22 protein-coding genes and 1 tRNA gene are annotated in these 26,805 nt (G+C 64.2%); 19 read left to right on the top strand and 4 right to left on the bottom strand.

Going from position 1 to position 26,805, the window contains the following annotated elements; translation table 11 throughout:
• The first annotated feature begins 2 nt into the window (after positions 1 to 2).
• Together der and IWX62_RS13640 are read left to right on the top strand one after the other, a co-directional pair.
• Positions 3 to 1,547, top strand: coding sequence for a ribosome biogenesis GTPase Der (gene der, locus IWX62_RS13645; protein ID WP_196841958.1), 1,545 nt, complete (start codon positions 3 to 5; stop codon positions 1,545 to 1,547).
• Between the two features lie 164 nt (positions 1,548 to 1,711).
• Positions 1,712 to 1,785: transfer RNA gene (locus IWX62_RS13640), tRNA-Pro, on the top strand.
• 228 nt (positions 1,786 to 2,013) lie between these two features.
• Here IWX62_RS13640 and IWX62_RS13635 read toward each other — a convergent pair.
• Positions 2,014 to 2,715 carry a type 1 glutamine amidotransferase domain-containing protein gene (locus IWX62_RS13635; protein WP_196841957.1) on the bottom strand — a complete coding sequence of 234 codons (702 nt, stop codon included), beginning with the start codon at positions 2,713 to 2,715 and terminating at the stop codon, positions 2,014 to 2,016.
• Between the two features lie 489 nt (positions 2,716 to 3,204).
• Here IWX62_RS13635 and IWX62_RS16465 point away from each other — a divergent pair, with 489 nt between their 5' ends.
• The 5 genes from IWX62_RS16465 (at position 3,205) to ligD (ending at position 8,560) form a co-directional block, all read left to right on the top strand.
• Positions 3,205 to 3,393 (top strand): hypothetical protein, encoded by a 189-nt coding sequence (locus IWX62_RS16465; RefSeq protein ID WP_442859263.1) that lies wholly within the window; start codon positions 3,205 to 3,207, stop codon positions 3,391 to 3,393.
• A 526-nt stretch (positions 3,394 to 3,919) separates the two neighbouring features.
• Complete coding sequence (locus tag IWX62_RS13625) at positions 3,920 to 5,542, top strand: polysaccharide deacetylase family protein (protein WP_196841955.1); 1,623 nt, start codon at positions 3,920 to 3,922, stop codon at positions 5,540 to 5,542.
• A gap of 39 nt (positions 5,543 to 5,581) precedes the next feature.
• Complete coding sequence (locus IWX62_RS13620; protein WP_196841954.1) at positions 5,582 to 6,397, top strand: hypothetical protein; 816 nt, start codon at positions 5,582 to 5,584, stop codon at positions 6,395 to 6,397.
• A 128-nt stretch (positions 6,398 to 6,525) separates the two neighbouring features.
• A complete protein-coding gene (locus IWX62_RS13615) occupies positions 6,526 to 7,503 on the top strand; it encodes a magnesium transporter (protein ID WP_196841953.1) in 978 nt (325 codons plus the stop codon).
• A 34-nt stretch (positions 7,504 to 7,537) separates the two neighbouring features.
• The gene (gene ligD, locus IWX62_RS13610) at positions 7,538 to 8,560 is read left to right on the top strand and encodes a non-homologous end-joining DNA ligase (protein ID WP_196841952.1); all 1,023 of its coding nucleotides are present in this window, start codon (positions 7,538 to 7,540) and stop codon (positions 8,558 to 8,560) included.
• Positions 8,561 to 8,569: 9 nt separating this feature from the next.
• Here the strand turns inward: ligD and IWX62_RS13605 are convergent, their stop codons facing one another.
• Positions 8,570 to 9,616 (bottom strand): ATP-dependent DNA ligase, encoded by a 1,047-nt coding sequence (locus tag IWX62_RS13605; RefSeq protein ID WP_196841951.1) that lies wholly within the window; start codon positions 9,614 to 9,616, stop codon positions 8,570 to 8,572.
• 147 nt (positions 9,617 to 9,763) lie between these two features.
• Between IWX62_RS13605 and gcvH the strand changes: the two genes are divergently transcribed.
• The 5 genes from gcvH (at position 9,764) to IWX62_RS13580 (ending at position 12,838) form a co-directional block, all read left to right on the top strand.
• Entirely contained in the window at positions 9,764 to 10,150 is a 387-nt protein-coding gene (gene gcvH, locus IWX62_RS13600) for a glycine cleavage system protein GcvH (protein WP_196841950.1), read from the top strand.
• A gap of 104 nt (positions 10,151 to 10,254) precedes the next feature.
• The gene (locus IWX62_RS13595; RefSeq protein WP_196841949.1) at positions 10,255 to 10,749 is read left to right on the top strand and encodes an FHA domain-containing protein; all 495 of its coding nucleotides are present in this window, start codon (positions 10,255 to 10,257) and stop codon (positions 10,747 to 10,749) included.
• Between the two features lie 10 nt (positions 10,750 to 10,759).
• The gene (gene ftsR, locus IWX62_RS13590) at positions 10,760 to 11,509 is read left to right on the top strand and encodes a transcriptional regulator FtsR (protein ID WP_333483431.1); all 750 of its coding nucleotides are present in this window, start codon (positions 10,760 to 10,762) and stop codon (positions 11,507 to 11,509) included.
• An 11-nt stretch (positions 11,510 to 11,520) separates the two neighbouring features.
• Positions 11,521 to 12,030, top strand: a complete 510-nt coding sequence (locus tag IWX62_RS13585; RefSeq protein WP_196841948.1) for a bifunctional nuclease family protein — start codon at positions 11,521 to 11,523, stop codon at positions 12,028 to 12,030.
• 214 nt (positions 12,031 to 12,244) lie between these two features.
• Positions 12,245 to 12,838: a MerR family transcriptional regulator gene (locus tag IWX62_RS13580; RefSeq protein WP_196841947.1), complete on the top strand. Its 594-nt coding sequence runs from the start codon at positions 12,245 to 12,247 to the stop codon at positions 12,836 to 12,838.
• Between the two features lie 161 nt (positions 12,839 to 12,999).
• Here the strand turns inward: IWX62_RS13580 and IWX62_RS13575 are convergent, their stop codons facing one another.
• Positions 13,000 to 13,836: a ParA family protein gene (locus IWX62_RS13575; protein WP_196841946.1), complete on the bottom strand. Its 837-nt coding sequence runs from the start codon at positions 13,834 to 13,836 to the stop codon at positions 13,000 to 13,002.
• A 309-nt stretch (positions 13,837 to 14,145) separates the two neighbouring features.
• Here IWX62_RS13575 and IWX62_RS13570 point away from each other — a divergent pair, with 309 nt between their 5' ends.
• From IWX62_RS13570 to IWX62_RS13560, 3 genes are all read left to right on the top strand, one after another.
• The gene (locus IWX62_RS13570) at positions 14,146 to 17,553 is read left to right on the top strand and encodes a pyruvate carboxylase (protein WP_196841945.1); all 3,408 of its coding nucleotides are present in this window, start codon (positions 14,146 to 14,148) and stop codon (positions 17,551 to 17,553) included.
• An 89-nt stretch (positions 17,554 to 17,642) separates the two neighbouring features.
• Positions 17,643 to 19,106: a MinD/ParA family ATP-binding protein gene (locus IWX62_RS13565; protein WP_196841944.1), complete on the top strand. Its 1,464-nt coding sequence runs from the start codon at positions 17,643 to 17,645 to the stop codon at positions 19,104 to 19,106.
• Entirely contained in the window at positions 19,103 to 20,503 is a 1,401-nt protein-coding gene (locus IWX62_RS13560) for a mycothione reductase (RefSeq protein ID WP_196841943.1), read from the top strand. The genes IWX62_RS13565 and IWX62_RS13560 overlap by 4 nt, the downstream gene beginning before the upstream one ends.
• Positions 20,504 to 20,527: 24 nt before the next feature.
• Here IWX62_RS13560 and IWX62_RS13555 read toward each other — a convergent pair whose 3' ends face one another.
• A complete protein-coding gene (locus IWX62_RS13555) occupies positions 20,528 to 22,336 on the bottom strand; it encodes an AMP-dependent synthetase/ligase (RefSeq protein WP_196841942.1) in 1,809 nt (602 codons plus the stop codon).
• 139 nt (positions 22,337 to 22,475) lie between these two features.
• On the opposite strand from IWX62_RS13555, the gene IWX62_RS13550 reads away from it, so the two are divergent.
• The 4 genes from IWX62_RS13550 to IWX62_RS13535 all read left to right on the top strand — a co-directional run bounded on the left by IWX62_RS13550 (position 22,476) and on the right by IWX62_RS13535 (position 26,474).
• Positions 22,476 to 23,591 carry an ROK family glucokinase gene (locus IWX62_RS13550; protein ID WP_196841941.1) on the top strand — a complete coding sequence of 372 codons (1,116 nt, stop codon included), beginning with the start codon at positions 22,476 to 22,478 and terminating at the stop codon, positions 23,589 to 23,591.
• Between the two features lie 179 nt (positions 23,592 to 23,770).
• The gene (locus IWX62_RS13545; protein WP_196841940.1) at positions 23,771 to 23,953 is read left to right on the top strand and encodes a hypothetical protein; all 183 of its coding nucleotides are present in this window, start codon (positions 23,771 to 23,773) and stop codon (positions 23,951 to 23,953) included.
• A 181-nt stretch (positions 23,954 to 24,134) separates the two neighbouring features.
• On the top strand, positions 24,135 to 25,496 hold the full coding sequence (locus IWX62_RS13540) for an HNH endonuclease signature motif containing protein (protein ID WP_333483430.1): 1,362 nt from the start codon (positions 24,135 to 24,137) through the stop codon (positions 25,494 to 25,496).
• A 384-nt stretch (positions 25,497 to 25,880) separates the two neighbouring features.
• Positions 25,881 to 26,474, top strand: a complete 594-nt coding sequence (locus IWX62_RS13535) for a DUF6318 family protein (protein ID WP_196841939.1) — start codon at positions 25,881 to 25,883, stop codon at positions 26,472 to 26,474.
• Positions 26,475 to 26,805 lie beyond the last annotated feature (331 nt).

The raw sequence follows: 26,805 nt of genomic DNA, 5'->3' as shown, positions 1-26,805 counted from the left end.
TCATGACTGACAACCGGGCCCGCCCTGACATTGAAGGGGCAGAAGAGTTTGAGCCGACCGGCGAGGACTCGATTGCGGAGCGCCTGGCCGGAATCGACGACGACGAGGCGGAGGTCCGCGCCCGCTCTCTTCGCGCCGGCCTCGACGACTACGAACTCGACGAGGAAGACGCGGCCCTGCTTGCGCTGGAGCCCGAGGATTACGATCCCGACGCGCCGATGCAGCTCGACCCGGTCCTCGCCATCGTGGGACGCCCCAACGTGGGCAAGTCCACGCTGGTCAACCGCATCCTGGGTCGCCGTGAAGCAGTAGTCGAAGACACCCCCGGTGTCACCCGTGACCGCGTCATGTACTCGGCCACCTGGAACGGCCGCGGATTCACCCTGGTGGACACCGGTGGCTGGGAGCATGACGCCCGCGGCATCCATGCCCGGGTTGCCGACCAGGCGGAGATCGCCGTCGACATGGCCGACGCCGTCCTGCTGGTCGTCGACGCAACGGTCGGCGCTACTGCCACCGATGAAGCCATTGTGCAGATGCTGCGCAAGAAGAAGAAGCCGGTCATCCTGGTCGCCAACAAGGTTGACGACATCCAGAACGAGGCCGACGCGTCCACCCTGTGGGGTCTTGGCTTCGGTCAGCCGTGGCCGGTCTCGGCCCTTCACGGCCGTGGTACCGGCGACATGCTGGACCAGGCGCTTGAGGTGCTGCCGAAGTTCTCGGCGCACGGCGGGCTGGAACGCTCCGGCGGTCCCCGTCGCGTGGCATTGATTGGTCGCCCCAACGTGGGCAAGTCGTCGCTGCTGAACAAGCTGGCCGGCAGCGACCGCGTCGTGGTGGATCCGTTGGCCGGAACTACCCGCGACCCGGTTGACGAGATGATCGAGCTCGACGGGCGTGTGTGGCGCTTTGTGGACACCGCCGGCATCCGCCGCCGGGTGCACATGGCCCAGGGTGCCGACTTCTACGCGTCCCTGCGGACCCAGTCGGCCCTGGAAAAGGCCGAGGTGGCAGTGGTGCTGCTGGCCGTGGATGAGGTGCTCAGTGAGCAGGACATCAGGATCCTGAACCTCGCCATGGAGTCCGGCCGCGCGCTGGTGCTGGCGTTCAACAAGTGGGACCTGATGGATGACGAGCGCCGCACCTACCTGGAGCGCGAAATCGAGCAGGACCTGGCGCACGTCGAATGGGCACCCCGGGTGAACATTTCGGCCCTCACCGGCTGGCACAAGGACCGGCTGACCCCGGCACTGGACCGTGCGCTGGAGTCCTGGGACACCCGCATCCCGACGGGACGTCTCAACGCATTCCTAGGCGAGCTGGTGGCTGCGCACCCGCACCCGGTTCGTGGCGGAAAGCAGCCGCGTATCCTCTTCGGCACGCAGGCCTCGTCGCGTCCGCCGAAGTTCGTCCTCTTCACCACCGGGTTCCTGGATCCTGGCTACCGTCGCTTCATCCAGCGTCGCCTGCGGGAGACCTTCGGCTTCGAAGGAACGCCCATTGAGGTCGCCATGCGCGTCCGCGAGAAGCGCGGCAAGAAGAAGTAACCGGAGACGGCCTTCAGGCCAGGGAGTGCCGCTAGTGAGCGGTAATCCTTGGCCCGCACGTCGTTTCTGCCGGGAGAAGCTGTCTGGTACTAGCTCGGGTTCGTCCCGGGGCCCGGTATGCGATACGATTCTTCAGGTGGTTCGGCCTTCATCGGCCGGCCAATCGGGATGTGGCGCAGCTTGGTAGCGCACTTGACTGGGGGTCAAGGGGTCGCAGGTTCAAATCCTGTCATCCCGACAGCGAAAACCCCGCCAATCTAGGCTTGTTAGCCCGGATCGGCGGGGTTTTTCTTTGCCCGTGGGCTATTTGCGCCGCGACTATCTTCGTTCCAGAACCCGCCGACGCACCTGCACCGGGATCGTTCCCAGGCTAGGGCGAGGCCGACCTTGGCGGAATAGCGGTGGCGGGTACCTCGGAGGGTGTGTGCCGCAGACGGCGCCCTATCCGCCGCCTGCGGTGATTGGCTTATTCGGCTAGGGCGTTGATGACGGCGACGGCGACGTCGTGGCTGGATTGGGGGTTCTGGCCGCTAATCAGGTTGCCGTCGCGCACCACGAAGGATGACCAGTCAGGGCCCAGCTCCACTACGGCGCCCTGCTCCTGCAGTGCGGTCTCCACGAACCACGGGGTGTTCTCCCCGGTTCCCCCGGATAGCTCCTCTTTGTTGGTGAACACGGTCATCCGCCGGCCCTCGAAGGCGAACCTTCCGTTTCCGTCCACTGCACTGAGCAATCCGGCAGGACCGTGGCAGAACGGAGCGATGATTCGCCCGCTGTCGTTGGCGGCGATCAGGATGCGGCCAAGGTCCTCGTTCTGAAACAGGTCAGCCATCGGGCCGTGCCCGCCTGGCAGGACCACGGCGTCGTAAATCGCGGCGTCCACTTCGGCGAGGACCAGCGTTGCGGATAGTTCATCGTCGATGGAGGTGATGTACTCCCGGAACTCATCGACTTTCTCCTGCCCTCCGGCCATTTCCGGGGCGAGGCTGACCTGGTCGAACGTCGGCTTTACCCCGTTAGGGGAGGCGATGTGGACCGTGTGTCCGGCGCCGAGGAGGGTCCGGTGGGAAACCACCAGTTCCTCGGCCCACACCCCGGTAGGGTGCTGACTACCGTCCTTCATCGTCAGGGAATCAGCGGCCGAAACGACCATCAGAATCTTTGCCATGGTGTTTTTCTCCTTTGTGATAGCAGGTAGGTCCATGCCCGGACCTGAGACAGAACCTGTGCTCGGACCCCTTCAGTGGGGGTATCCGGTTTGCTTGAGACTGTCCGCAGGATCACGAAGCGGGCGTGGTCAGGCGGCTCCACGCGGCCAGATCGAGTTCAGGGACGGGCTGCGTGGGAAGAAGTCTCTTACCCCGCACAACCAGCCCTGCAACATGGGTATTCCCCGTTATCCACCGTCACTGCGGTGTGGGCGGCCGGAAAACGGATAGCAGGCGTGCTCTGGGACAGTGAACTCGGGCGTCGCTGCTTTATACACTGTGACGAGACTCGACCTGTGACACGAGGAGCGATTCATGAAGAGGCGAACTCCCATCATCATGGTGGCCGCCGTTGCCGTCCCCTTCTTCGCGCAATCGGCCGCGACAGATCCGGACAGGTGACCGCTGCCGGGTCTTCCCCCTCGTTTTAGGAATACACGCCGGAGGCCCTGTCATCGGCCACTGCTGACGAGACAGTGGTGCTGTTCTTCTACGCCGACTGGTGCGCGACCTGCAAGCTGCTCGACGGCGACGTCGCAGCCCTCCCTGTTTCGTGGTTGTGCGATGGCGAGCGCGCGACACGCGGAGGCGGGTTGTTCCGGCAGGACGCCACGACTGATTGCGGGGCGCCTCCATAAGGCAATAGGGCCAATCACCGCGGACATGCGCCGAGCCCTCGACGAGCGCTGCGTCCTGACCGAAGCGCGAGCAGGTGCCGTCCATAATGAGGGGCTGTCCCCTCACAACCGTTGTCGATGCTGTCCACATGGCAACCTCAGATGTGGTGGAGAAGATGTGGGGGGGGGGCCTATGCTTTTGGTCAAGCGGCTTCCGGGGTTTTGGTCTCGTAGAGTGTTTTGGTTTTGAGCATGGCGTAAATGACGTCGCAGCGGCGGCGCGCGAGGCAGATGACGGCGGCGTTGAACCTGGCGACAGCACCCCCCGGATCATCAATGACAGGGGCAGAAAGTCATACCAGGTCCAGCGACCAAGCCCCCGGCCTTCGAGGCCTCCAATAAATGTAACGGGGAAGTAGCGCGGCGCTAACGGTGCGGTGAGGAGACGACGGACTAAAGACCCTAATCCAACCGGGCCCAACGGAGTTAAATAGCAGATGAGCAGGAAAGTCCCTCAACTTATGACTCAAGAGGAAAGGGCAAAATCATGAGCGGGAGCATCATCGCAGGATTGCGAATGGGCGCCTTGGCTGCGAATCGGAGCCTCCTTGTAGGCGGTCTCGTGTCAGGGCTTGTCCTCCCCGGTGTGGTTTCACCGGGGAACGCGGTCGTAGCCCCAGCTCACATCTCTTCAGAAACGACTGTCGAGGAGTCACCTGCCACACTGCCGGCGCAGACTCTGCCGTCCAACCCCTCCATCCGCTTTACGTCGCCCTACCGGATCGGGCATGGATGGACTGCCTCACGAACGATCTCGGTCGGCGACTGGGACGGCAACGGCTTCAGCGATCTGATGCTGATTGCGCCCGACGGCCGGCTCCTCTACTACGCGGCCAGCGCTCGGGAGCGTTTCGCGGACCCTCGCCAGATTGGGAGCGGCTGGCTGGTTGCCGAGAGCGTCCAGGGTGGCGTGGACTGGAATCGTGACGGTGCGCTCGACCTGATCGCCCGTTTCAAAGACGGGCGGTTGATGCTGTACCCGGGCAACGGCTCGGGTGGATTCCTCGCTGCTCGCCAGATCGGCAATGGTTGGCTGGCCTTGCGGACGTGGACGCCGGTGCAGCAGTCTGTCAATGGATTTCCCGCTGTCGTGGCCACCGACACAGCCGGCATTATGCACGTCTACCCGACCAACGGCACCGGTGGCTTCCTTCCCCGGATCAGACTCGGAGGAGGCTGGCTCCCCATGCGCCAGGTCGTGGGAGCGGGCGACTGGGACAAGAACGGCCGCTCTGACCTTCTCGTTGTGGACAGCGAGGCCAGATTGCGCCTCTATGCCGCCTCATCCAGCGGCGCGTCGTTCCCCACGACACAGATCGGAACGGGTTGGTCCGCCTTCCCGAAAATCTTCGCCACTCAGCTCGATCCTCGCGCCCAGACGATCTGGGCGGTACGGTCGGACGGCGCCCTGTATGCCTATCCCGCGACGTCTAGCAGTCCCAACGCCGCATTCGCGCCATGGCCATCCGTCCCTGCCAAGTGGGATGACACCGACTGGGAGGTCTTCCCCACGACGCGCTCAGTCGTGGCGCTCACCTTCGATGGCGGTGCCTCCGATGCGGGGGTGAGCTCCATCCTCAACACTCTGGATCGATACGATACTCCGGCGTCCTTCTTCGTGACAGGCCAGTTCGCGCGTGCATATCCTGCCAGCGTACGAGCCATGGCAGGCGACGGACACCCCGTCGGCAACCACTCCAACACCCACCCGTACTTCTCACAGCTCAGCAATGAGGCGATCCGGCTCGAACTGGCGCGAGCGGAGGCTGCCATCTGGCCGCTCACCGGGAAGACGACCATGCCCTACTTCCGGTTCCCCTACGGCGATCGGACTCAACTCGACATCGACGTCGTCAACGGCTTCGGTTACGTCCCGTTCCGCTGGACGGTGGACACGCTGGGCTGGCAAGGGTCATCCGGTGGCATCACCGCCTCGATTGTGTGCCAGCGGGTACTGAACACGTCGCGGCCCGGCCAGATCGTTCTGATGCACGTGGGTTCCAACCCAAACGACGGCACCACCCTCGACGCAGCCGCCCTGCCCTGCATTATCGAAGGGTTGCGCGCGCGAGGCTACGGCTTCGTCTCGGTGGAGGCGCTGTTGGACTGATGCAGCGCTGTATAACTAGTTCTGGAAGGTGCCTCGGCTGTGACAGCATCCGACATCAACCTGATTCTGGCCAAGCGCTTCGACAACGGTGCCGATTTTTGGGCTACGCCGGACGGCCGGATCAGCAAAGGAAGTCCATTCACCACACTCGACTGTGCGCTGATGCTGGTGGAATTGGGTGTGGATCCTGTTCACCCCGTGCTCAAGGGAACGGCGGAGCTCATTTTCTCCGCATTGCGCGGGGACGGACGGTTCAAGGCCGCGCCGCATGGGGCTATCTACCCCTGCTACTCGATCAATTCTGTGAGGGCGCTGTGTTATCTGGGGTACGCAGCGGACAAGAGGTTGGAGGCGGCGTTCGATCACCTGCAGCAAACCGAACGGGTGGACGGTGGCTGGCAGTGCAAGAAGTTCAGTTACGGGAAGGGGCCGGAGACGGACTACTCCAATCCCGGGCCTATTCTGGCCGCACTGGACGGCTTCAGGGTGGGACTCACCCGCCAACGGCTGGAATCACAGGACCAGACGGTGGAGTTCCTGCTTAACCACTGGACGACCTGGACACCGACCGGCCCCCGTCATTGTGGAATAGGTTCCATTTTTCTGCAGGTCACCTATCCGTTCTCCAGCTACAACCTCTTTTTCTATGTTTATGTGCTCTCTTTTTACGAGAAGGCGCGGCAAGATCTTCGGTTCCACCAGGTGCTGGGTGTTCTGGAGGCGACACTCAGGGACGGGGCGGTCATTGTGCAGCGGCCTCACCAGAAGTTGGCGTCACTAAGCTTCTGCCGGAAGGGAGAACCAAGCGAGCGTGCAACCATGCGCTACCTCGAGATCCGACACAATCTGGAATAGAAACCGTCGGAAGGACGGGAGGGGGCCCGGGTTGGCGGGCTTTTTCTGTGCACGGCCCGGAAGATCTGCTGATCCCCTATCCTGAGAGCCACCGGTGTGGCGGCTCTGCGAAGTGGAGAAGGTTTCTGATGACGGTTCTCGATCCTGTTGATTCCAACCAGTTCAGGACGGCGGCGCAGCGCACCACCAGGCGGGTGCCCACCGCGCACCCCGACGAATCAGCCGGGCAGGCGCTGGAGGCCATGCGCGGGCAGCAGTATGACTGCGCCGCGGTCCTGGCCGTCCTATCGGGGGATCAACTGCTCGGCTTGATCACCATCGAGCGGTTGCTTGCTGCCCCACCAGCCGTGCCGGTGAGCCAACTCATGGACGCCCAGCCGCCCGTCGTCGCTCCCGCCACGGGGCAGGAGCGGGCGGCGTGGAAGGCAATCCAACATAGTGAACCCACCCTCGCTGTCGTTGACGACGGTCGATTCATCGGTCTCGTCCCTGCCACCGCCCTGCTCGAAGTCCTGCTCACGGAGCATGAGGAAGACCTCGCCCGCCTGGGCGGGTTCCTGAAATCCGCCTCGGTTGCCCGGACGACGACGGTGGAACCTGTGCTGCTGCGGTTGTGGCATCGCCTTCCCTGGCTCATTGTGGGGCTGATCGGGGCGCTGCTTGCGGCGGGCGTGGTCGGAAACTTTGAAGCGGACCTGGCTGAGCACGTCCTGATTGCCTTCTTCGTTCCGGGCGTGGTCTACCTCGCCGACGCAATCGGCACGCAGACCGAGGCGCTGGTGATCAGGGGTCTGTCCCTCGGCGTCGGGATCCGCCGGATCGCCGGACGGGAGATTGCCACCGGCGCGATCCTGGGCGTGCTTCTTGGCACCGTGTCTCTGGTCGTCGTGGGAGTGATCTGGCAGGACTGGCAGGTCGCGGTATCCGTTGCGGTTTCCCTGCTTGCTGCCGCGTCAATTGCGACGGTCATCGCCCTGGCGCTGCCCTGGATTATCAGCAAAATGGGGAAGGACCCGGCCTTCGGCTCCGGACCACTGGCGACGGTGATCCAGGACATCCTGACCGTGACGATCTATCTCGCGACTGCATCCGCGCTCGTAGTGTGAGCCACCCGGCGGGCCCCGGGAGTATGTTGGAGCTATGGCATCTGAGGCAACAATCCTGTCCGTCGACGGACCCCATGGCACCCGCGACGTGCGGATCTCCAGTCCCAGCCGAGTGCTGTGGCCCGATTTAGGGATAACCAAGCTGGACCTCGCCAAATACCTGGTCGAGGTGGGAGAGGCCTTCGTTGCCGCCAACGGCGACCGGCCCCTGGCACTGCAGCGGTTCAAGGACGGGATTGGCGGCGAGCAGTTCTTCTCCAAGAACCCGCCCAAGGGTGCGCCCGATTACATCCGGTCGGTGCCCGTAATCTACCCGAGCGCACGATCACACCCGCAACTGGTCATCGACGAGCCAGCAGCGGCCGTCTGGGCCGCACAGATGAACACCATCGTCTTCCATCCCTGGCCTTCCCGTGCTGACAACTCCGACAACCCCGACCAGTTGCGGATCGACCTTGACCCCCAGCCGGGGACAGATTTCGACGACGCCATCCCCGCCGCCGTCGAGCTGCGCAAGGTGCTTGAGGAGGCCGGGCTCACCGCCTTCATCAAGACCTCGGGTAACCGCGGGCTCCACGTCTTCGCGCCCATTGAGCCGGTTCGGGAGTTCCTCGATGTGCGCCACGCGGTCATCGCCGCCGCCCGCGAACTGGAACGCCGCATGCCCGACGCCGTCACCACCGCATGGTGGAAAGAGGAACGGGGAGAGAAGGTGTTCGTCGACTTCAACCAGGCCAACCGGGACCGCACCATCGCCGGAGCGTACAGCCCCCGGGCACTCGCCCACGCGCCAGTCTCGTGCCCCATCGAATGGGATGAGTTGGAGAACGCTGACCCGAAGAACTTCACCGTTCTCACGGTGCCCGAGCGGCTGAAAACCACCGGCGATCCGTGGTCCAGCTTCCATGAGAAGCCGGGCTCGATCGACCAGCTGCTTGCCTGGTGGCAGCGGGACCTCGACTCGGGCCTGGGCGAGCTGCCCTTCCCGCCGGATTATCCAAAGATGCCGGGGGAGCCCTCCCGGGTTCAGCCAAGCCGGGCGAGGAAAGACAAATAGAATGCCGAGCTAGGCGAGGACCTCATTCAGGTCGTAGGCCACCGGGACCTCCAATTGGTCGAAGGTGCAGGACTCCGGGTCACGGTCCGGCCGCCACCGGGAAAACTGCGCCGTATGCCGGAAGCGCGAACCCTCCATCTGGTCGTACCTCACCTCCATCACCCGCCGCGGGTGCAGCCGCACAAACGACACGTCCTTGCTGGACGCGAACCGGCTCCGATCGGTCTCCCCACGAATTGCCTCCCCGTCGGAGTCGCGCACGACGTCGGACGCCAGTTCGTCGACCAGCTCCAGCCGCCGCTTGTTCGTGAACGCCGAGGCGCCGCCCACGTTACGCAACTCGCCGCCGTCGTACAGCCCCAGCAACAGGGATCCGACTCCGGCACCGCTCGTGTGGACGCGGTACCCGACGACGACGACGTCGGCGCTGCGGTGGTGCTTGATCTTGAGCATCCGGCGCTTACCCGGCTCATAGCAGGCGTCCAACGGCTTGGCGACGACGCCGTCCAGCCCGGCTCCCTCAAACTCGACCAGCCAGCGACGGGCCAGCTCGACGTCCCTGGTGGTCTGCGACAGATGGATCGGCGCGGTGAACGCGCCACCAATACGTTCCAGTGCGGCACGTCGGTCAGCGAAGGGGGATTCGACCAGGTTTTCGGAGCCGGTTGCGAGCAGATCAAACGCGACGAACGAGGCGGGAGTTTCCTCGGCGAGCAGCCGCACCCGGCTGTCAGCGGGATGAATCCGCTGCGACAACGCCTCCCAATCGAGCCGCTCATTGCCGGGGGAGCCCGTGCGGACCACAATCTCGCCGTCAACCACGCACCGCTCGGGAAGGGAAACCTTCAGCGCATCGACCAGTTCAGGAAAATACCGGGTGAGCATTTTCGAGCCGCGGCTGCCAATGTCAACGGTGTCGCCGTCGCGGTGGATGATGGCGCGAAAACCATCCCATTTCGGCTCGTAGAGCAGGCCGCCGGCAACGCTGTCGGGTTCGGGCACCTCGCTGACGGCTTTGGCGAGCATGGGCTGAATGGGGAAGGGGAGATCGGTCATGGTCCGATCTTTCCTCACTCTGCAGGCTCTGGGTAGTCCATAGGTGGTCCGCCCCTGCCCATCGTTCAATCACTATGCCTATACTCGATCAGTGGCATCCGAAGGACGTCGCGCCCAGTCAGACCGGAGTACGACGAAAGGCTGCCCATGAGCAACGTTCCCGATAATCTTCACTACACGGTCGAACACGAATGGGTGACCCCGCCGACCAGCGACGGCGTGGTCCGCATAGGGATCACCGACTTTGCGCAGGACGCGCTCGGCGATGTGGTTTATGTCCAGATGCCCGAGGCCGGTTCGCAGATCACCGCCGCCGACGTCGTCGGGGAAGTCGAATCGACCAAGAGTGTCAGCGATATTTACGCCCCGGTTACCGGTGAGGTGGTAGCCCGGAACGAAGCCCTCGAAGACAACCCGGCGCTGATTAACTCTGATCCTTACGGTGAAGGCTGGCTCCTCGAGATCAAGGTTGCGGATACCTCGGTGGTGGATGACCTGATGAGTTCATCGGATTACTCACAGCAGGTAGGCTAGAGCTACCGGATCCGTCCGGCGCAGCTGGCAAAATCACCGTTGTAGGGACACGGTGGCCAATCGGTCTCTCGACTGGTTGGCCACATATTTTGGGGAGGAACACCATGGTTGGCAACGAAAACGCGGCCACGTATGGCGGAACAGAGAATCAGGCGCCGTCGCCCGAGACCACCACGATTGGCATCCCAGCGCTGGCGCCCTCCGCGGTGGATCCAAAGCTTTCCCCCGAAGAGCAGGCAGCGGTCACCGCACTTCCCAGCACCTCAGCCCTGCTGGTCGCCCATAGCGGCCCCAACTCCGGCGCCCGTTTCCTCCTTGACCAGGATGTGACCACTGCGGGACGCCATCCCAACGCGGACATCTTCCTCGACGACGTCACGGTATCCCGCAAGCACGCCCAGTTTGAGCGCACCGACGCGGGGTTCACGGTGATGGATACCCGCAGCCTGAACGGCACCTATGTCAACAATGACCGGGTGGACAGTGTTGCGCTGCGCAACGGCAACGAGATTCAGATCGGTAAGTTCCGTCTGACCTTCTACACCGCCCAAAACGCCGGGCAGCAGCAGTCACCAGTTCAGCCTCTCGGACAGGAATAGGTCCCGCTGCATGCCCTCACCCCAGTCAGCGCGGCGCACCGTAGGAATCGCTCCCGAGCGCGTCCACGGCAATGTGCTCAACATTGGCGAGGTCCTCACTGAACTGTCCGGGGACTTCCCGCAGATCACCGCGTCCAAAATCCGGTTCCTTGAGGAAAAAGGACTGATCTCACCTCAGCGGACCCGCGCAGGCTACCGGAAGTACGCACCCCACGATGTGGAACGCCTCCGGTTTGTCCTGGCGCTTCAACGGGACCAGTACCTGCCGTTGAAGGTCATCAAGGATTACGTCGACGCCATCGACCGCGGCGAGAAGCCCGAGTCCCTGCCGGGCGGCATGACACTGTCCCCACGGATGGTCTCCGACCAGATGTCGCGGGACCTGCACTCCTACACCCGCTCGCTGACGCTCGAGACACTGACCGCCGAAGCCGGTGCCAGGCACGCCCTGGTGCTTGATCTGGTGGGGTTCGGATTGATCGCACCCGTCGATGGCCGATTCGATGAGCATGCACTCCGGATCACCCGGGCCTGCGTGCTGCTGGAAGGGCACGGGATTGAACCCCGCCATCTGCGCCCGTTCCGTGCCGCGGCCGACCGCGAACTGGGTCTCGTCGAACGGGTCGTCGCACCGGTCGCCTCCCGGCGGGACGTCGCCTCCAAGGCGCGCGCCGCTGAAATGGCCCGCGAAATCAGTGAGCTGTGCCTGAACCTGCACACCGCGCTGGTACAGGGCCATATTTCCCGCATGGATAGCTGAGGTGGCCCGCAATGCTTGAAGTAGAAGTTGTCGGCGTTCGGATTGAACTGCCCTCCAACCAGCCGCTGGTCCTCCTGAAGGAAACCAAGGGTGAACGCCACATACCGATCTGGATCGGCGCCCCGGAAGCCAGTGCCATTGCATTCGTACAGCAGGGGATCGTGCCGCCCCGGCCCATGACCCACGATCTCCTGGTGAGCGTGGTCAGCGCGCTAGGCCGCGAGGTAAGCCAGGTCCGGCTGATCTCCGTCGAAGACACGGTCTTCCACGCCGAGCTGGTGTTTGATGACGGCACCTCAGTGAGCTCGCGCGCCTCCGACGCGATCGCCGTCGCCCTCCGCGTCCCGTGCCCCATCTACTGTGCTGTGTCTGTGATGGATGAGGCAGGGGTCGAGATCACCGAGGCAGTCGAGGACGACGACGACGAAACCCCCGCCGCACCGCCGGTGAACGCCGAACGTGAGCTGCGCCAGTTCCGGGAGTTCCTCGCCGACGTCGAACCCGAGGATTTCGAGCGCTAAGAGGGCCGACACGCCAACTCTTAAAGGCCCACATCTTTGACCTGGGGTGCCCGGCGATCTAACGTCGAAGCATACGGTTCCATTGCACAACCCATGAACTCAAGGCAGAATTGAGAGCAAACCCTGAGAATCCTGGTGTGTGCCTAGTGCCTACCGTTCAAGTTTTTCCACGATCATCAGTTTTCCCACGGTCATCAGAACGAGGAGGCAGCACGTGAGTCCCAAAGGCGACGCCGGTACGGGTTCCAGCGCAGTTGCGTCCGGGTCCGGTATCCCGGCCAGTGCGCAGGGCCTCCTGTTCACCGAAGACCTCCCCGTTCTCGATGAGGACGCCGGCTATCGCGGCCCTACCGCCTGCAAGGCAGCCGGAATCACTTACCGCCAACTCGATTACTGGGCCCGCACCGGCCTGGTGGAGCCAGCCGTCCGCGGAGCCTCAGGCTCAGGCACCCAGCGGCTCTACGGTTTCCGCGACATTCTGGTCCTGAAGGTCGTCAAACGACTGCTCGACACAGGAGTTTCCCTGCAGCAGATCCGCGCCGCCATCGAACACCTTCGGGAACGTGGCGTCGAGGACCTCGCGCAGATCACCCTGATGAGCGACGGCGCCAGCGTTTACGAGTGCACCTCCGCGGAGGAAGTCATTGACCTGGTCCAGGGCGGTCAGGGCGTCTTCGGCATTGCCGTTGGCAAGGTGTGGCGTGAAGTGGAAGGTAGCCTTGCGGCCCTTCCCAGCGAGCATGCAGCTGACCAGGACTTCCCTGACGACGAACTCAGCAAGCGTCGGGCCACCCGCAAGATCAGCTAAGACTGACCCACGAGGGGTTGGTTTACCAGGCTTGATTCAGCCAAGCCTGGCTCAGCCAGCACTGATCAGCCAAGACTGACTTACCAGGTTTCTTCCAGCCGGCATCGGTCAACAGCGACTCACCAGGTCTGTTCCAGCCGGCACTCATCAATCAGGCCCTCTCAAGCCCGACGGGCGACGCGGCTTCTCATCCGGCCGGAATCCAACAGGTTCTTCAGCAACTCGTCAAAATAACCGGCCGCGTTACGCGCCGATTCTCCTGGCCAATGATGCACCGAGTGTGCGGCGCCCTGGATCTGCTGCCAGTTCGCCTGCTCAGTGATCGTGGGACTCAGCAACAGGTCTCCGAACATTTGGCGCATTTCAGCCAGTCGGAAGGTGTGCTCGTTCGAGCCTGGGCGCACCCGGTTGGCAACAATCCCAGCCGTCGACAGATTCGGCGCGAACTCGCGCTTGAACAGTTCAATGGCGCGCATGGTCCGCTCGGTGCCAGCCACCGAGAACAGGCCCGGCTCCGCGACCAGCAGCACCCGGTTACTCGCCGTCCAGGCCATCCGCGTGAGGCCATTGAGCGACGGCGGACAGTCAATCAGAACCAACCCATAGCCCTCAAGGCGGGACAACAGGGTGGCGAGCCGTCGCAGGTTACGCCGTCCCAGGTCTGGCCGGTCATAAATGCCGGAATAGGCAGAGCCAACGGCGACGTCGAGAATGGGCTTCTTCCCAGACGATGGCGGGTTCTGCCTCAGCGCTGAAGCCACCCAACCGCTGGGCATGACATTCGCCCCCAGATCGCCGCGGCGCGCAATCTTCAGCAACCGGCCGATATCAAGCTGATCCGCGGACCTGACGCCCAATCCGGTGGTGGCATCAGCGTGCGGGTCCAAATCGACCACCAGGGTCGGAATTCCAGCGGCTAGTGCTGCGGAAGCAAGTCCGAGAGTCACGGACGTCTTGCCGACACCGCCTTTGAGGCTGCTGATGCTCACTACTTGCACTTCTTAAACCAATACCTAACATCTCGTGTACGCGGCTGCCGGAGGTCGCGCCAGCGGGGATCCCGGGCTGCAGCCATCTGCGGGCGGCCCCTTTGCGTCTGGATCTGGTCGGTGCCGCTACGACGGCGGCTGACCTACCCTCCATCATAGTTGAGCGGGACCCGTTGCAAGGTCAGGCACGGGTCCGGCCGGCTTCAGATGCTGAGAAGTGTTAAGAGGTGGGCGTCACAGCGCGGTAGGGTGAGAATTGCCGTGACGCAGGACACGGACCCCCTACCCAGTGGTGAGATGCACGGACGCAGGAGAGCGATGTTTTCGAAAATTCTGGTAGCAAACCGTGGCGAGATCGCCATTCGCGCCTTCCGGGCAGGCTTCGAGGTGGGAGCCAAGACGGTTGCGGTGTTCCCCTACGAGGACCGCAACTCGATTCACCGGCAGAAGGCCGACGAGGCCTATCTGATCGGTGAGGAAGGCCACCCAGTCCGCGCTTACCTTGACGTCCAGGAAATTGTCCGGGTCGCCAAGGAAGCTGGCTGTGACGCCATTTACCCAGGCTACGGTTTCCTCTCAGAAAACCCAGGGCTCGCCCGTGCCGCCGAAGAGGCAGGCATCACCTTCGTGGGTCCGCCCGCCGATGTGCTCGAACTCGCCGGTAACAAGGTCCACGCGCTGGAGGCCGCCCGCAAGGCCGGCATCCCGGTGCTGAAGTCCTCCCAGCCCAGCTCCGATGTCGATGAGCTGATCGCCGCTGCTGATGAGATTGGCTTCCCTATTTTTGCAAAGGCGGTGGCCGGTGGCGGCGGGCGCGGTATGCGACGCGTCGACAAGCGCGAAGCCCTCCCAGAGGCACTCGAAGCTGCCATGCGGGAAGCCGATTCAGCGTTCGGCGATCCGACCATGTTCCTCGAACAGGCGGTGCTCCGTCCCCGCCACATAGAGGTGCAGATCCTCGCCGACGCGCAGGGCAACGTGATGCACCTGTTCGAGCGTGACTGCTCTATTCAACGCCGCCACCAGAAGGTCATTGAGATTGCCCCCGCACCGAACCTGGACGAGGACATCCGGCAGGCGCTGCACCGGGACGCTGTCGCTTTCGCCACCGCGCTGGGCTACGTCAACGCGGGCACCGTCGAGTTCCTCGTCGACACCGTGGGAGAGCGGGCAGGCCAGCACGTCTTCATCGAAATGAACCCACGGATCCAGGTGGAGCACACGGTCACCGAGGAGATTACCGACGTCGACCTGGTCCAGGCCCAGCTGCGCATTGCCGCGGGGGAGACCCTCGCCGATCTCGGCCTGAGCCAGGACACCGTCCAGGTCAGGGGCGCCGCCCTGCAGAGCCGCATCACCACCGAGGATCCGGCCAACGGCTTCCGGCCCGACGTCGGGCAGATCACCGCGTACCGGTCCGCTGGCGGGGCCGGGGTGCGGCTCGACGGCGGCACCGTCTACGCGGGCGCAGAAATCAGCCCGCACTTCGACTCGATGCTGGTGAAACTGACCTGCCGCGGCCGCGACCACAAATCAGCAGTCACCCGCGCCCGCCGCGCCCTGGCGGAGTTCAGAGTCCGCGGCGTGTCCACCAACATCTCCTTCCTGCAGGCCGTCCTCGACGACCCGGACTTCATCGCCGGCAATGTGGCGACCAACTTCATCGACGAACGGCCCGAACTCCTCACCGCACGGGTCTCCGCCGACCGCGGTACCAAACTCCTCACCTGGCTCGCCGACGTCACAGTGAACAAGCCTCACGGGGAGCGCCTCGTGGAGATTGATCCGGCCGACAAGCTGCCCGAACCCGCCGAGGGTGAGCCCGCCCCCGGCCCCGGATCCCGTCAGCGGCTCCAGGAACTGGGTCCCGAGAAGTTCGCCGCAGAGCTCCGCGCCCAGACCGCCGTCGCCGTCACCGACACCACCTTCCGGGACGCGCATCAGTCCCTGCTCGCCACGCGGGTCAGGACCCGGGACCTGGTCGCTGCGGGCGGCGCCGTCTCCCGCGCAACCCCCCAGCTGCTCTCGGTGGAAGCGTGGGGCGGTGCCACCTACGACGTCGCTCTCCGGTTCCTCGGAGAAGAACCCTGGGAGCGGCTCGCCGCCCTCCGCAAGGAACTGCCGAACATCTGCCTCCAGATGCTCCTGCGTGGCCGCAACACGGTCGGCTACACCCCGTACCCGGAAGAGGTGACCGCAGCCTTCGTGAAGGAGGCTGCCGAGACCGGGATCGACATTTTCAGGATCTTCGACGCCCTCAACGACGTCTCCCAGATGGAACCAGCCATCCGCGCGGTCCGGGCCACCGGCACCGCCGTCGCCGAGGTGGCGCTCTGCTATACCTCGAACATGCTGGACCCCGAAGAGAAGCTGTACACGCTCGAGTACTACCTGGAGCTGGCGCAGCGGATGGTCGACGCCGGCGCCCACATCCTCGCGATCAAGGATATGGCGGGGCTGCTGAGGCCAGCGGCCGCGGCCCAGCTGGTCACCGCACTGCGGGAACGGTTCGGCCTGCCGGTCCACCTCCACACCCATGACACCGCCGGTGGCCAGCTGGCCACCCTGCTCGCCGCCGTGAACGTGGGGGTGGACGCCGTCGACGTCGCCAGCGCCTCCCTGGCCGGCACCACCAGCCAGCCGTCCGCGTCGGCACTGGTCGCTGCCCTGGCGAACACCGAACGGGATACCGGGATTTCTCTCGCGGCTGTCTGCTCGCTGGAACCCTACTGGGAAGCAGTCCGCCGGGTTTATGCTCCCTTCGAATCCGGGCTGCCCGGGCCCACCGGGCGCGTGTACCGCCACGAAATTCCGGGCGGGCAGCTCTCCAACCTGCGCCAGCAGGCCATCGCCCTGGGCCTCGGTGAACGGTTCGAAGCCATCGAGGACATGTATACGGCCGCCGACCGGATCCTCGGGCGCCTGGTCAAGGTCACGCCGTCGTCGAAGGTAGTGGGTGATCTTGCCCTGCAGCTCGTGGGCACCAACGTGGATCCCCAGGACTTCGAGGAGAACCCGCAGAACTACGACATCCCCGACTCGGTGATCGGCTTCCTCAGCGGCGAACTGGGTGACCCTCCCGGTGGTTGGCCCGAGCCCTTCCGCACCAAGGCGCTGCAGGGCCGCGACGTCAAGGTCCGCGACACCGAGCTCAGCGCCCAGGATCAGGAAGCACTCACCGGTGACTCCGCGCTGCGCCGGGCCACCCTGAACCGTCTGCTCTTCGCCGGCCCCACCAAGGATTTCCTGGCTACCCGGGAAACCTACGGAGACGTGTCAGTCCTGGACACCCGCGACTACCTGTACGGCCTGCAGCAGGGCAGCGAGCACGTCATCCCCCTCGAAAAGGGTGTTCGCCTCATCGCCACGCTCAGCGCTGTGTCCGAACCGGATGAGAAGGGGATGCGCACGGTGATGTGCACGCTGAACGGGCAGATGCGTCCCGTCGTCGTGCGCGACCGCAGTATCCACAGCGACGTCAAAGCCGCTGAAAAGGCAGACAAGGCGACGCCGGGCCACATCGCAGCACCGTTCGCCGGTGCTGTCACCGTCACGGTGGCCGAGGGCGACACGGTCGAGCAGGGCGGCACCATCGCCACCATCGAGGCCATGAAGATGGAAGCGGGGATCACCTCGCCGGTTGCTGGCACGGTTCAGCGGATCGCCGTCGACGCCGTGTCCCAGGTGCAGGGTGGGGACCTGCTGTTGGTGATCAAAACCTCGTAGGTCATTACCCTGCCGCGGGGCCCGGTGCGCTAGTGTTTGGCTGGAGACCACGGCGCCTCAGGTGCGCCCCGCTGAACCTGTGAGGAACTATGGCCCCGCAAGATCCGTCCGGTACCGGCCCGTCCGCCGGACCAGACAACGCTACGTCAGACACCGACACGTCAGTCGATGCGCCCTCCGAAGCGCCCGAGGGTGACGCGCCGGAGGATGACGCTCCGGGGACTGATGTGCGCGACGACGCCGGCGAGACTGCTGATGCGTCGTCTACTGCGGTTGACCCGGCACCCGGGGCACCCAGTTCTCCTAGCGCACCTAGCGCGGGGGAGCCGGGGCGCGATCACGGTGCGCTGACCGGATCGTCGGTCGATTACGCTGCGGCGTGGTCGCTCGGCACCGGTGAGACTCCGGCGGTGGCACCCTCGGTGGCCGCGGTTCCTTCAACGTCCGCGCCCAGTCCTCCCGCCGCCAACCCTGCCCCGGCGGAGGCTCCGGAAGCGGCGTCGGACCTTGGCGGCTGGTTCCCGTCGGCAAAGTCCACCTCACATCCCACAGCCAACTCGGCGCCCGCTGGGGACAGGCCTGCGACAGAGACCGCTGAAGCTCGCAGCGCCCGTCGGCAGAGGGAAGCGGGCCCGGAGACGGCTTCCTCCCTGACCGCTGACCGGCTCCTCGAAGTCACGAAACGGCCACCCGTCGACGGGTGGCGCCGGCTCCTTCACACCCTCACCTTCGGCTACGTCAACGTGGGTGACTCGGACGCCGTGCGCATCCGTCGCGCGCTGGAGCACCGCATTGCAGCGCGGCTGGGGGAGCGCACCCGCTTCGTCCCCGTGCTGTCAAGGAAGGGCGGCGTGGGGAAGACCACCGTTACCACCCTGCTCGGCATGACTCTGGCTGACATGCGCGAAGACCGCATCATCGCCATGGATGCCAATCCGGACCGGGGGACCCTCTCCGACCGCTCGCCTGGCAAGGCAGACTTCACGGCCCGCCAGCTGGTCCAGAACCGGTTCATGGTGGATTCCTTCGCCCAGCTTTCCAGCTACGTGGCCCGCGAGGGGTCACGGCTTCATGTGCTGGCGTCCGATACCGATCCGGCCGTCGCCCAGGCATTCGACGACTCGGACTACCGTGCGGTCACAGACATCCTGAGCCGGTACTACTCGATTGTCCTCACCGATTCGGGCACCGGTATGGTGCACTCGGTGATGAAGGGAACACTGGAGAAGGCCGACGCCGTCGTGCTGGTTTCCGGGGGCAGCGTCGACGAGGCGCGGCTCGCGTCCGAGACACTGTCCTGGCTGGAAGCGCACGGGAGGCATGATCTGGTGGCCAACGCCATCGTGGTGATCAACCTGTCCTCGGGCAACGGCACGCAGGTCAACGTTGCCGAGATCGAGGAGCATTTCCGGTCGCGGGTCAGCACTGTCGTGAGAATTCCCTACGACCGTCACCTGGCTGAAGGTTCCCGGGTCGACCTGGCCCGGCTCAAGCCCGCCACCCGCGATGCAGTCATCGAGTTGGCGGCCCTAGTGGTCGACGAGCTGCAGTGACCCACTACGACCTGGCGATCATCGGCTCCGGATCGGGGAACAGCCTGATCACCCCCGACTGGGATGGCCGGAAGGTGGCGCTGATCGACGGTGGCGTCTTCGGCGGAACCTGCCTCAACGTTGGTTGCATCCCGACCAAAATGTTCGTCTTCCCCGCCGAGCTTGCCACCGGAGCCAAGGAGGCCGGAGCGCTCGGCGTCGACCTTGAGCTGCGTGGTGTCAGGTGGCGCACCATCCGGGACCGGATCTTCTCCCGCATCGATGCGATCTCGTGGGACGGCAGGCGGTACCGGGCCGACGAGCTGGAGAACGTCGCCCTCTACGAGGATTACGTCCGGTTCACGGGCGACAGATCGTTGGTGACCGGGGCCGGCGAAGAAATTCACGCGGATCAGGTGGTCATTGCCGCCGGGTCGCGGGCTATGTTGCCTGACATTCCAGGCATCACCCTGCCCCAGGTTCACACTTCGGACACCATCATGCGCCTGGACGAGCTGCCCGGCCGGATCCTGATTATCGGCGGCGGGTACATTGCCGCCGAGTTCGCCCACATTTTTGGCGCCTTCGGATCGGCCGTCACCGTGGTCAACCGGTCAGGCCAGTTGCTGCGAACCCTCGATGACACCGTCTCAGCGGCGTTCACCGCGGAAGCGGTCCGCCAGTGGGATGTGGTCCTCGACCACACGGTCGCCTCCTTGACTGCCAACGACGACGGCTCGGTCCACGCGGTCCTTGCGGGGGACAGTGCACGGGAGCTCGACGTCGACGTCGTCCTGGTGGCCGCAGGCAGGGTGCCCAACACTGACCGGCTGGATGCCGCCGCCGTCGGGCTCGATCTTGAAGCCGACGGGCGCCTGGTCGTCGACGCGCAGCAGCGGGTGCTCCGCGACGGTGCGCCGGTTGATGGGGTGTGGGCGCTCGGCGACGTCAGCAACAAGTTCCAGCTCAAGCACGTTGCCAACCATGAGGCGCGGATCGTCTCGCATAACCTGACTCACCCGGAGGACCTTCGCAGCAGTGACCACCGGTTCGTTCCCGCCGCCGTGTTCACCCACCCACAGGTCGCCGTCGTCGGCCTGACCGAGAGCGAAGCGTTGGCCAAGGCGGAGGCTGAAGGCTTCGAAGTCGCTGTGGTTGTGCAGCAGTATGGGTCGACTGCCTTTGGCTGGGCGATGGAAGACACCACCGGTTTTGTGAAGCTGATCGCAGACCGGCGGACCGGTCTGATCCTCGGCGCCCACATCATGGGCCACGAGGCGTCAATGATCATCCAGCCGGTGATTCAGGCGATGTCCTTCGGGCTGGATGCCCAAAGCATGGCCAGTGGCCAGTACTGGATCCACCCGGCCCTTACGGAAGTAATCGAAAACGCGTTACTGTCCCTGAAGGCCGGGTAGCCAGCCCCCCACCACCCGGTGGGGTTAGGTGCGCGGCGCCGAGTAGATCCCCTCGACCACTGTCGAGTAGTCCTTCAGCACCTGGGCGCGCTTGATCTTCAGTGACGGCGTCAGGTGCCCGCTGGTCTCGGTGAAGTCGGTTGCCACGATGCGGAACGCCTTGATCGACTCTGCCTGTGAGACGTTGGCGTTGGCCTGATCCACCAGCTCCTGCACCGCGGCGGTGACCAGTGGGTGCTCGGCGGCCTGCGCCATGGTGGTGTCCTTGGGAAGCTGGTGGCGCTCCAACCAGCCCGGCAGGGCTTCCTCGTCGAGGGTGATCAGGGCGGAGATGAACGCACGGTGGTCGCCGACCACAACACACTGGGATACCAGTGCGTTGGAGCGGATGGTGTCTTCCAGCTGCGCTGGGATGACGTTCTTGCCGCCCGCCGTGACGATGATCTCCTTCTTGCGGCCGGTGATCTTGAGGAAGCCGTCGGCATCCAGTTCGCCGATGTCACCGGTGCGGAACCAGCCGTCAACAAAAGCTTCTTCGGTCAGGTCGTCGCGCTTGTAGTAGCCGCGCATCACGCACACGCCCTTCGCGAGGATTTCGCCGTCGTCGGCAATCTTCACAGCATTGCCGGGGAGCGGTGCGCCCACGGTGCCGATCTTGATCTTCTTCGGAGTGCTGACGGTGATGGGTGCTGTGGTCTCGGTGAGGCCGTAGCCCTCGAGGACCATCAGGCCAATGCCGTGGAAGAAGTGTCCCAACCGGTCGCCCAGTGGAGCGCCGCCGGAGACCGCGTGCTCCACCCGGCCGCCCATGGCGTCGCGGATCTTGCTGAACAGGATCCGGTCGAAGACGGCGTGTTTGACCTTGAGCATCAGCGGGACCTTGCCCGCCTGATCGGCCTTGGACCATTCGATGGCCACCTTGGCGCCGGCGTGGAAGATCTTGCCCTTGCCGCCGTCCTCGGCCTTGAGCATCGAATTGTTGTAGACCTTCTCGAAGACGCGGGGAACGGCGAGGATGAAGGACGGCTTGTAACTCTGAAGATCGGGGAGCAGGTTCTTGACATCGGGGGTGTGGGCGACGGTTGCACCCGACGCGACGCACAGCACGGAGATGAACCGGGCGAACACATGCGCCAGGGGCAGGAACATGATGGTTTGAGCGCCCTCATGGGCTACCTCCGGCAATGCTGCCGCGGCGTTCACTGACAGGTCAACAAAGTTCCCATGGGTCAGTTCGCAACCCTTCGGCTTGCCGGTAGTGCCCGAGGTGTAGATGATGGTGGCGATGTCGTCAAGGCCGGCCAGCACGCGGCGGGCCTCGAGTGCCTGGTTATCGATGTCGCTGCCCGCACTGCGCAGTGGGTCGAGGCCATTGTTGTCGAGCTGCCACACATGCTGGACGCCGGGGATATTCGCTGCGGCTGAGGCTTGGCGCACCACATTCTCGTGGCGGGAGGACTCGACGAAGGCGGCCACAGCGCCCGAATCCTCAAGGATCCAGCCGACCTGCGACGGTGACGACGTTTCATAGACGGGAACCGAGATGGCGCCGGCAAACCAGATGGCGAAGTCCACCAGAGACCACTCATACCGGGTGCGTGCCATGATGGCTACGCGGTCGCCAGCCTGGACACCGTTGGCCATCAGGCCCTTGGCAAGGAGTTGGACGTCAGCGAGGAATTCAGTTGCCCTAATATTCTGCCACTCCCCGGCGCTGTCCTTCTTGGAAAACAACGCGGGGTTGGAGGCCTTGGCGGCCTGCTTGACAACCAACTCCGTGATATTGCTGTCACGGGGGGTGTCCACCAGAACGGGGACGCTGTATTCGCGCACGACTATCTCCTTTGATATCTCCAAAACCTGCGGGATTTCACTAGCCTATAGGTTCGGTGACTGTTAATACTGTCCAGTAATGTACGAATCGGTAACGGTCACACAACACCTAGCGCTGGCCCAGGGACGAGGACTTTCCATGATCAGGCAGACGGACGCCGCGGCACAGCCGCGGCTGCGCGGCCAGTTGAGGGTTCCAGGGGGCGCGGGTCCAGGGGCACTACGTCGGCCCGGCGGTCTCACCGCCGGGTCGTCGGACTCGCCCACCTTCCTGCGGCGGGGCCTCGCCATCGGGATCGACATTGGCGGCACCAAGGTGGCGGCCGGCGTCGTCGACATCCGCGGCAACATTCTGGCGGAGGCGCGGCGGGACACCCCCGGCCACGATCCTCGCCATGTGGAAGCGATCATCGCCGAACTGGTGACCGAATTGTCTGCCGGGTACCGGATCAGATCCGTGGGTATCGGTGCCGCGGGCTGGATGGACCTGACCAACGGGACGGTGCTGTTCAGCCCCCACCTCGCCTGGCGCAACGAACCCCTGCGCCACAACCTGGAGCGGATCCTGCGGCGCCGGGTCACCGTGGTGAACGACGCCGATGCTGCGGCCTGGGCCGAATGGCGGTTTGGCGCGGGTCAGGGTGAGAGTCGGCTGGTGTGCGTCACCCTGGGGACGGGGATCGGCGGCGCAATGATCATGGACGGTGCCCTGGAACGTGGACGCTTTGGGGTGGCGGGGGAGTTTGGGCACCAGATCATCGTGCCGCAGGGGCATCGTTGTGAATGCGGAAACCGGGGGTGCTGGGAGCAGTACGCGTCGGGCAACGCGTTGGGGCGGGAAGCGCGGGAGCTCGCTACCGCCAACTCCCCGGTGGCTCAGGCGCTGCTGCGGGAGGTCTACGGCGATCCGCAGGCCATCACCGGTGCCGTCGTCACCAAGCTGGCGCTGGAGGGCGATCCGGCCTGCCGGGAACTGGTCGACGACGTCGGGCAGTGGCTTGGGCTGGGGCTTGCCAACCTGGCTGCTGCGCTGGACCCGGGGACCTTTGTCGTGGGCGGGGGACTGGGTGCTGCGGGCGAGCTGCTGCTCGAACCTGCCCGTCGGGCGTTCGCCCGCAACCTGACCGGTCGCGGATTTCGACCCGCGGCCCGGGTGGAAGCTGCAGCTTTGGGTCCCTTCGCCGGGCTGGTCGGAGCCGCGGATCTGTCCAGGCTGAGTCCGCGGTTAAGCCGCACCCGGGCTCGCCCGAAGTAGACGGGCCCCGAATTCCGCCGAAGAGTGACGTATGGCGAGTCGGGGCGTCTCTGGCACGCCTTGTCTCGCTCTTCGGCGAAGGGTGCTGATCTAGGACACGGGACCAGTCTCGGTTCCCAAAAAACTTGGAAAAAGATTTCTTGAGCGTCCCGATTACCCCCTTAAAATGTCGGTGCTCGATGATGGAATGGGGGTATGAAAAGCAGGACAGCTTCTTCTACTGGAACGGGATTCTTTCCCGGTTCGGGCGCGGAATCCGGCTCGACGAGCGGGTCTGCGGATACCGGTGCGGACACCTCGGCGGGGGCTTCCAGCGGGTCCTCGGACGGGACGCGGGGCGGAACTTCTGGTGGGACGTCTAGGGGTTATGGCGCTGGTGGTCCCTTGGGTGTCGACGCGGTGTGGGCTTCCCCTCCCGTGGAGGCGCGGGAGTCCTGGCCGGGGAGCGCTTCCCCCGGTTCTGGGGCGGGTAGCCGTGGTAGCGGTCGTGATGGCGGTCGTCGTGATGCTGATGCCCAGACACACCTCGTTGGGGAACCGTCGGTGTTGTCGGGCCGGGTGGCGGTCACGGCGATGGCCGCCCTGGATCCGGGGCAAACCCTGGGGGTGTTGAAGGATCTGGGACGGTTGCGTTCCTGGGTTGATGCGCAGGAAGCCAAAGCGGTCACCCACCTTCACGACCTCATCGCGGACGCGCATCCCTTTGTTTCGGATGGGGGCCGGGTCCGGGCCCTGGCCGCGGCGGAACTCGCCGCCGCGACCTTGGTGCCGGAGGTGACCGCGGGGATCCTGATCGATCATAGTGATTTGCTGACCCGGGACTTCCCGACCACCCTGGCGGCGTTGGAGGAGGGCAGGTTATCGAAGCGCCACGCGTGGGCGGTCGTCGGGGAAGCGATCAGCATCCCGGACACGATACCCGCGGTGTTGGAAGCGTTCGAGTCCACCCTCGTCGCGATGGCGGCGACGACCACGGTGCGCAAGTTCACCAGCCAGGCCCAACGGTTACGGGAAATGCTCCACCCGGAATCGATCACTCTCCGGCACCGCAAAGCCGTCCAGGACCGCCGGGTGTTTCTTGATCCCGACCGGGACGGGATGGCCTGGTTCCAGGCGTTCTTGCCCGTTGAGGACGCGGCCGGGATTTTCCACCGGATCGATACCACGGCCCGCCACCTACAGGGCCCCGACGAACCAAGGACCCTCACCCAACTCAGAGCCGATGTCCTCGTCGACGTCCTCACCAGCGGTCCCGGGCCCACCGGCCACCTGATGGATAACCCCGAACCCGTCGGACCAGAACCGGCCACCAAGGTTGAGGCTGGAGGGGACGCCGGAAACGGGTCAGGCCCTGGTATCCGTGGGAACGGTGCTTCGCGGGATAGTGAAGCGTATTGGGGTGTTCAGGCGAAGGTCTTCGTCACCGTCCCGGTGATGACCCTCCTCGGTGGGGATGCCCCCGGTGAGCTCGAAGGATACGGTCCGATCGACCCGGAGACCGCCCGACGACTAGCCGGACACGCACCATCGTTCACCAGGATCCTCACCCACCCCTACACCGGGGCCAGACTGGGAGCGGAAGCGACCACCTACCGGGTCCCGAAAGATCTACAGGACGCGGTCAGGGCCAGGGATCGGACCTGCCGACACCCAGGATGCAACAGGCTGGCCGTGTTCTGCGAACTCGACCACACCACACCCTGGTCCCAGGGCGGGAAAACCAGCTACGGAAACCTCGCCTGCTTCTGCAAACGCCACCACATGTTCAAAACCAAGAACTACTGGCGCTACACCCAACCCAAACCCGGAACAATCATCGCGATCTCACCCCTCGGCGAAACCTACCTCACCACCTCCGACCCACCACCAACACCCCCCACCCCAGAAACCCCACCCCCGTTCTAGGGTGAAGTACACCTCAACCCCTTTCGCCGAAGAGTGAGCTCTGGTGGGTCCACGGCCCGTGAATCCGCCAACCCACCAGGTTTTGCTGTTCGGCGGTGGGGGTGGTGGTTTTTTGGCTGGTTCAGGATCCGGCTGGTTTAGTATCCGGCTGGTTCGGGATCTGGCTGGGTCGTGCTGGGTGAAGGTGATCAGTTTTGGGTTGTGGATAACCGGTTGTAAAACTTCGGATTCGGTTATTCTGGTGTTTTCTATTTGCTTCGACTCGTCCCGTTGTTCCCGGGAGTCACAGTGCCACAGCCTCGCAGCACCTTTCGTTCGCGGTCTTTGACGGCCGCGCTGGTCATCCTCCTTGGCTTCCTCGTTAGCGGTTGCCAGAGAGATTCCGTGCCGATCGATCCGACGAGTCCGGCGACTTCAACGCCGACGCCGGTGCCGACGCCTGCTGCCACTTCGTCGGCGCCCGCTGAGGCTCCCACTCCCTCGGAACCGGGCACGCCTGAGCCGACTGCCGCTTCTTCTGACGGTCCGGCGGCTAACATCCCGGTGCCGGAGAAACCTGCTTTGGCGGATGAGAACACGGTCGAAGGTTTAGAGGCGTTCACCGAGTACTGGTTCGAACTCCTCAACTACGCGTACATCACCAATGATTGGGAGCCGTTCGAAGCGGTGACCGACCCCGGATGCGATACCTGTGTCGCGATCCGGTCCTCCGTGGAGGAGGTATACGAGCAAGGCCAATGGATCGCTGGTGCAGAAATCCAAATGCTTCGATTTGCCTCCGACTTTGAAATCAATACCTCTGGATCAATCAACTCCTTCGTAGAGAATCAACAAGCGGAGATTCTGTATTTCGATTCTGACGGAACGCAACTTGGATCCGACCCTGAACAGTCAGACCCATCTTTAGACGTCGTGATCGCCGTGTGGGATGACGATTCCTGGTTTCTCCTGGATTTTGGGCGTCCGGAAGGGACATGATCTGCAATGAAATCTCTTCTAGCGGCTGCAACTATCGCATTGTCGTTAGTAATGACAGTCCGGGCCCCGACGGAGTCCGCATTCCCCACCGAAAAGCCATCTGTATCTGCCCGGGACAGCAATTTCGTTGCGGACAATCAGACGAAATCTGTCACAGACGGGAGTGGCGGATCTGGGGGTTCTGAGGGGAGCCAACGTGCCGGTGCGGAGCCCGCGCTTCTTCCTGCGGATGATGGGGTTGATTACACGTATGAGCGGGTGTGTCTTGCTGGGTCGCGGGATTATATGGATCCGGCGTATTGCGTGGAGTTGAATGCTCAGTGTGATGAGC

The sequence above is a fragment of the Arthrobacter sp. CAN_A1 genome, assembly GCF_015751665.1.
In the GTDB taxonomy this organism is placed as follows: domain Bacteria; phylum Actinomycetota; class Actinomycetes; order Actinomycetales; family Micrococcaceae; genus Arthrobacter_D.
This window is presented reverse-complemented; position numbering and strand designations above follow the sequence as displayed.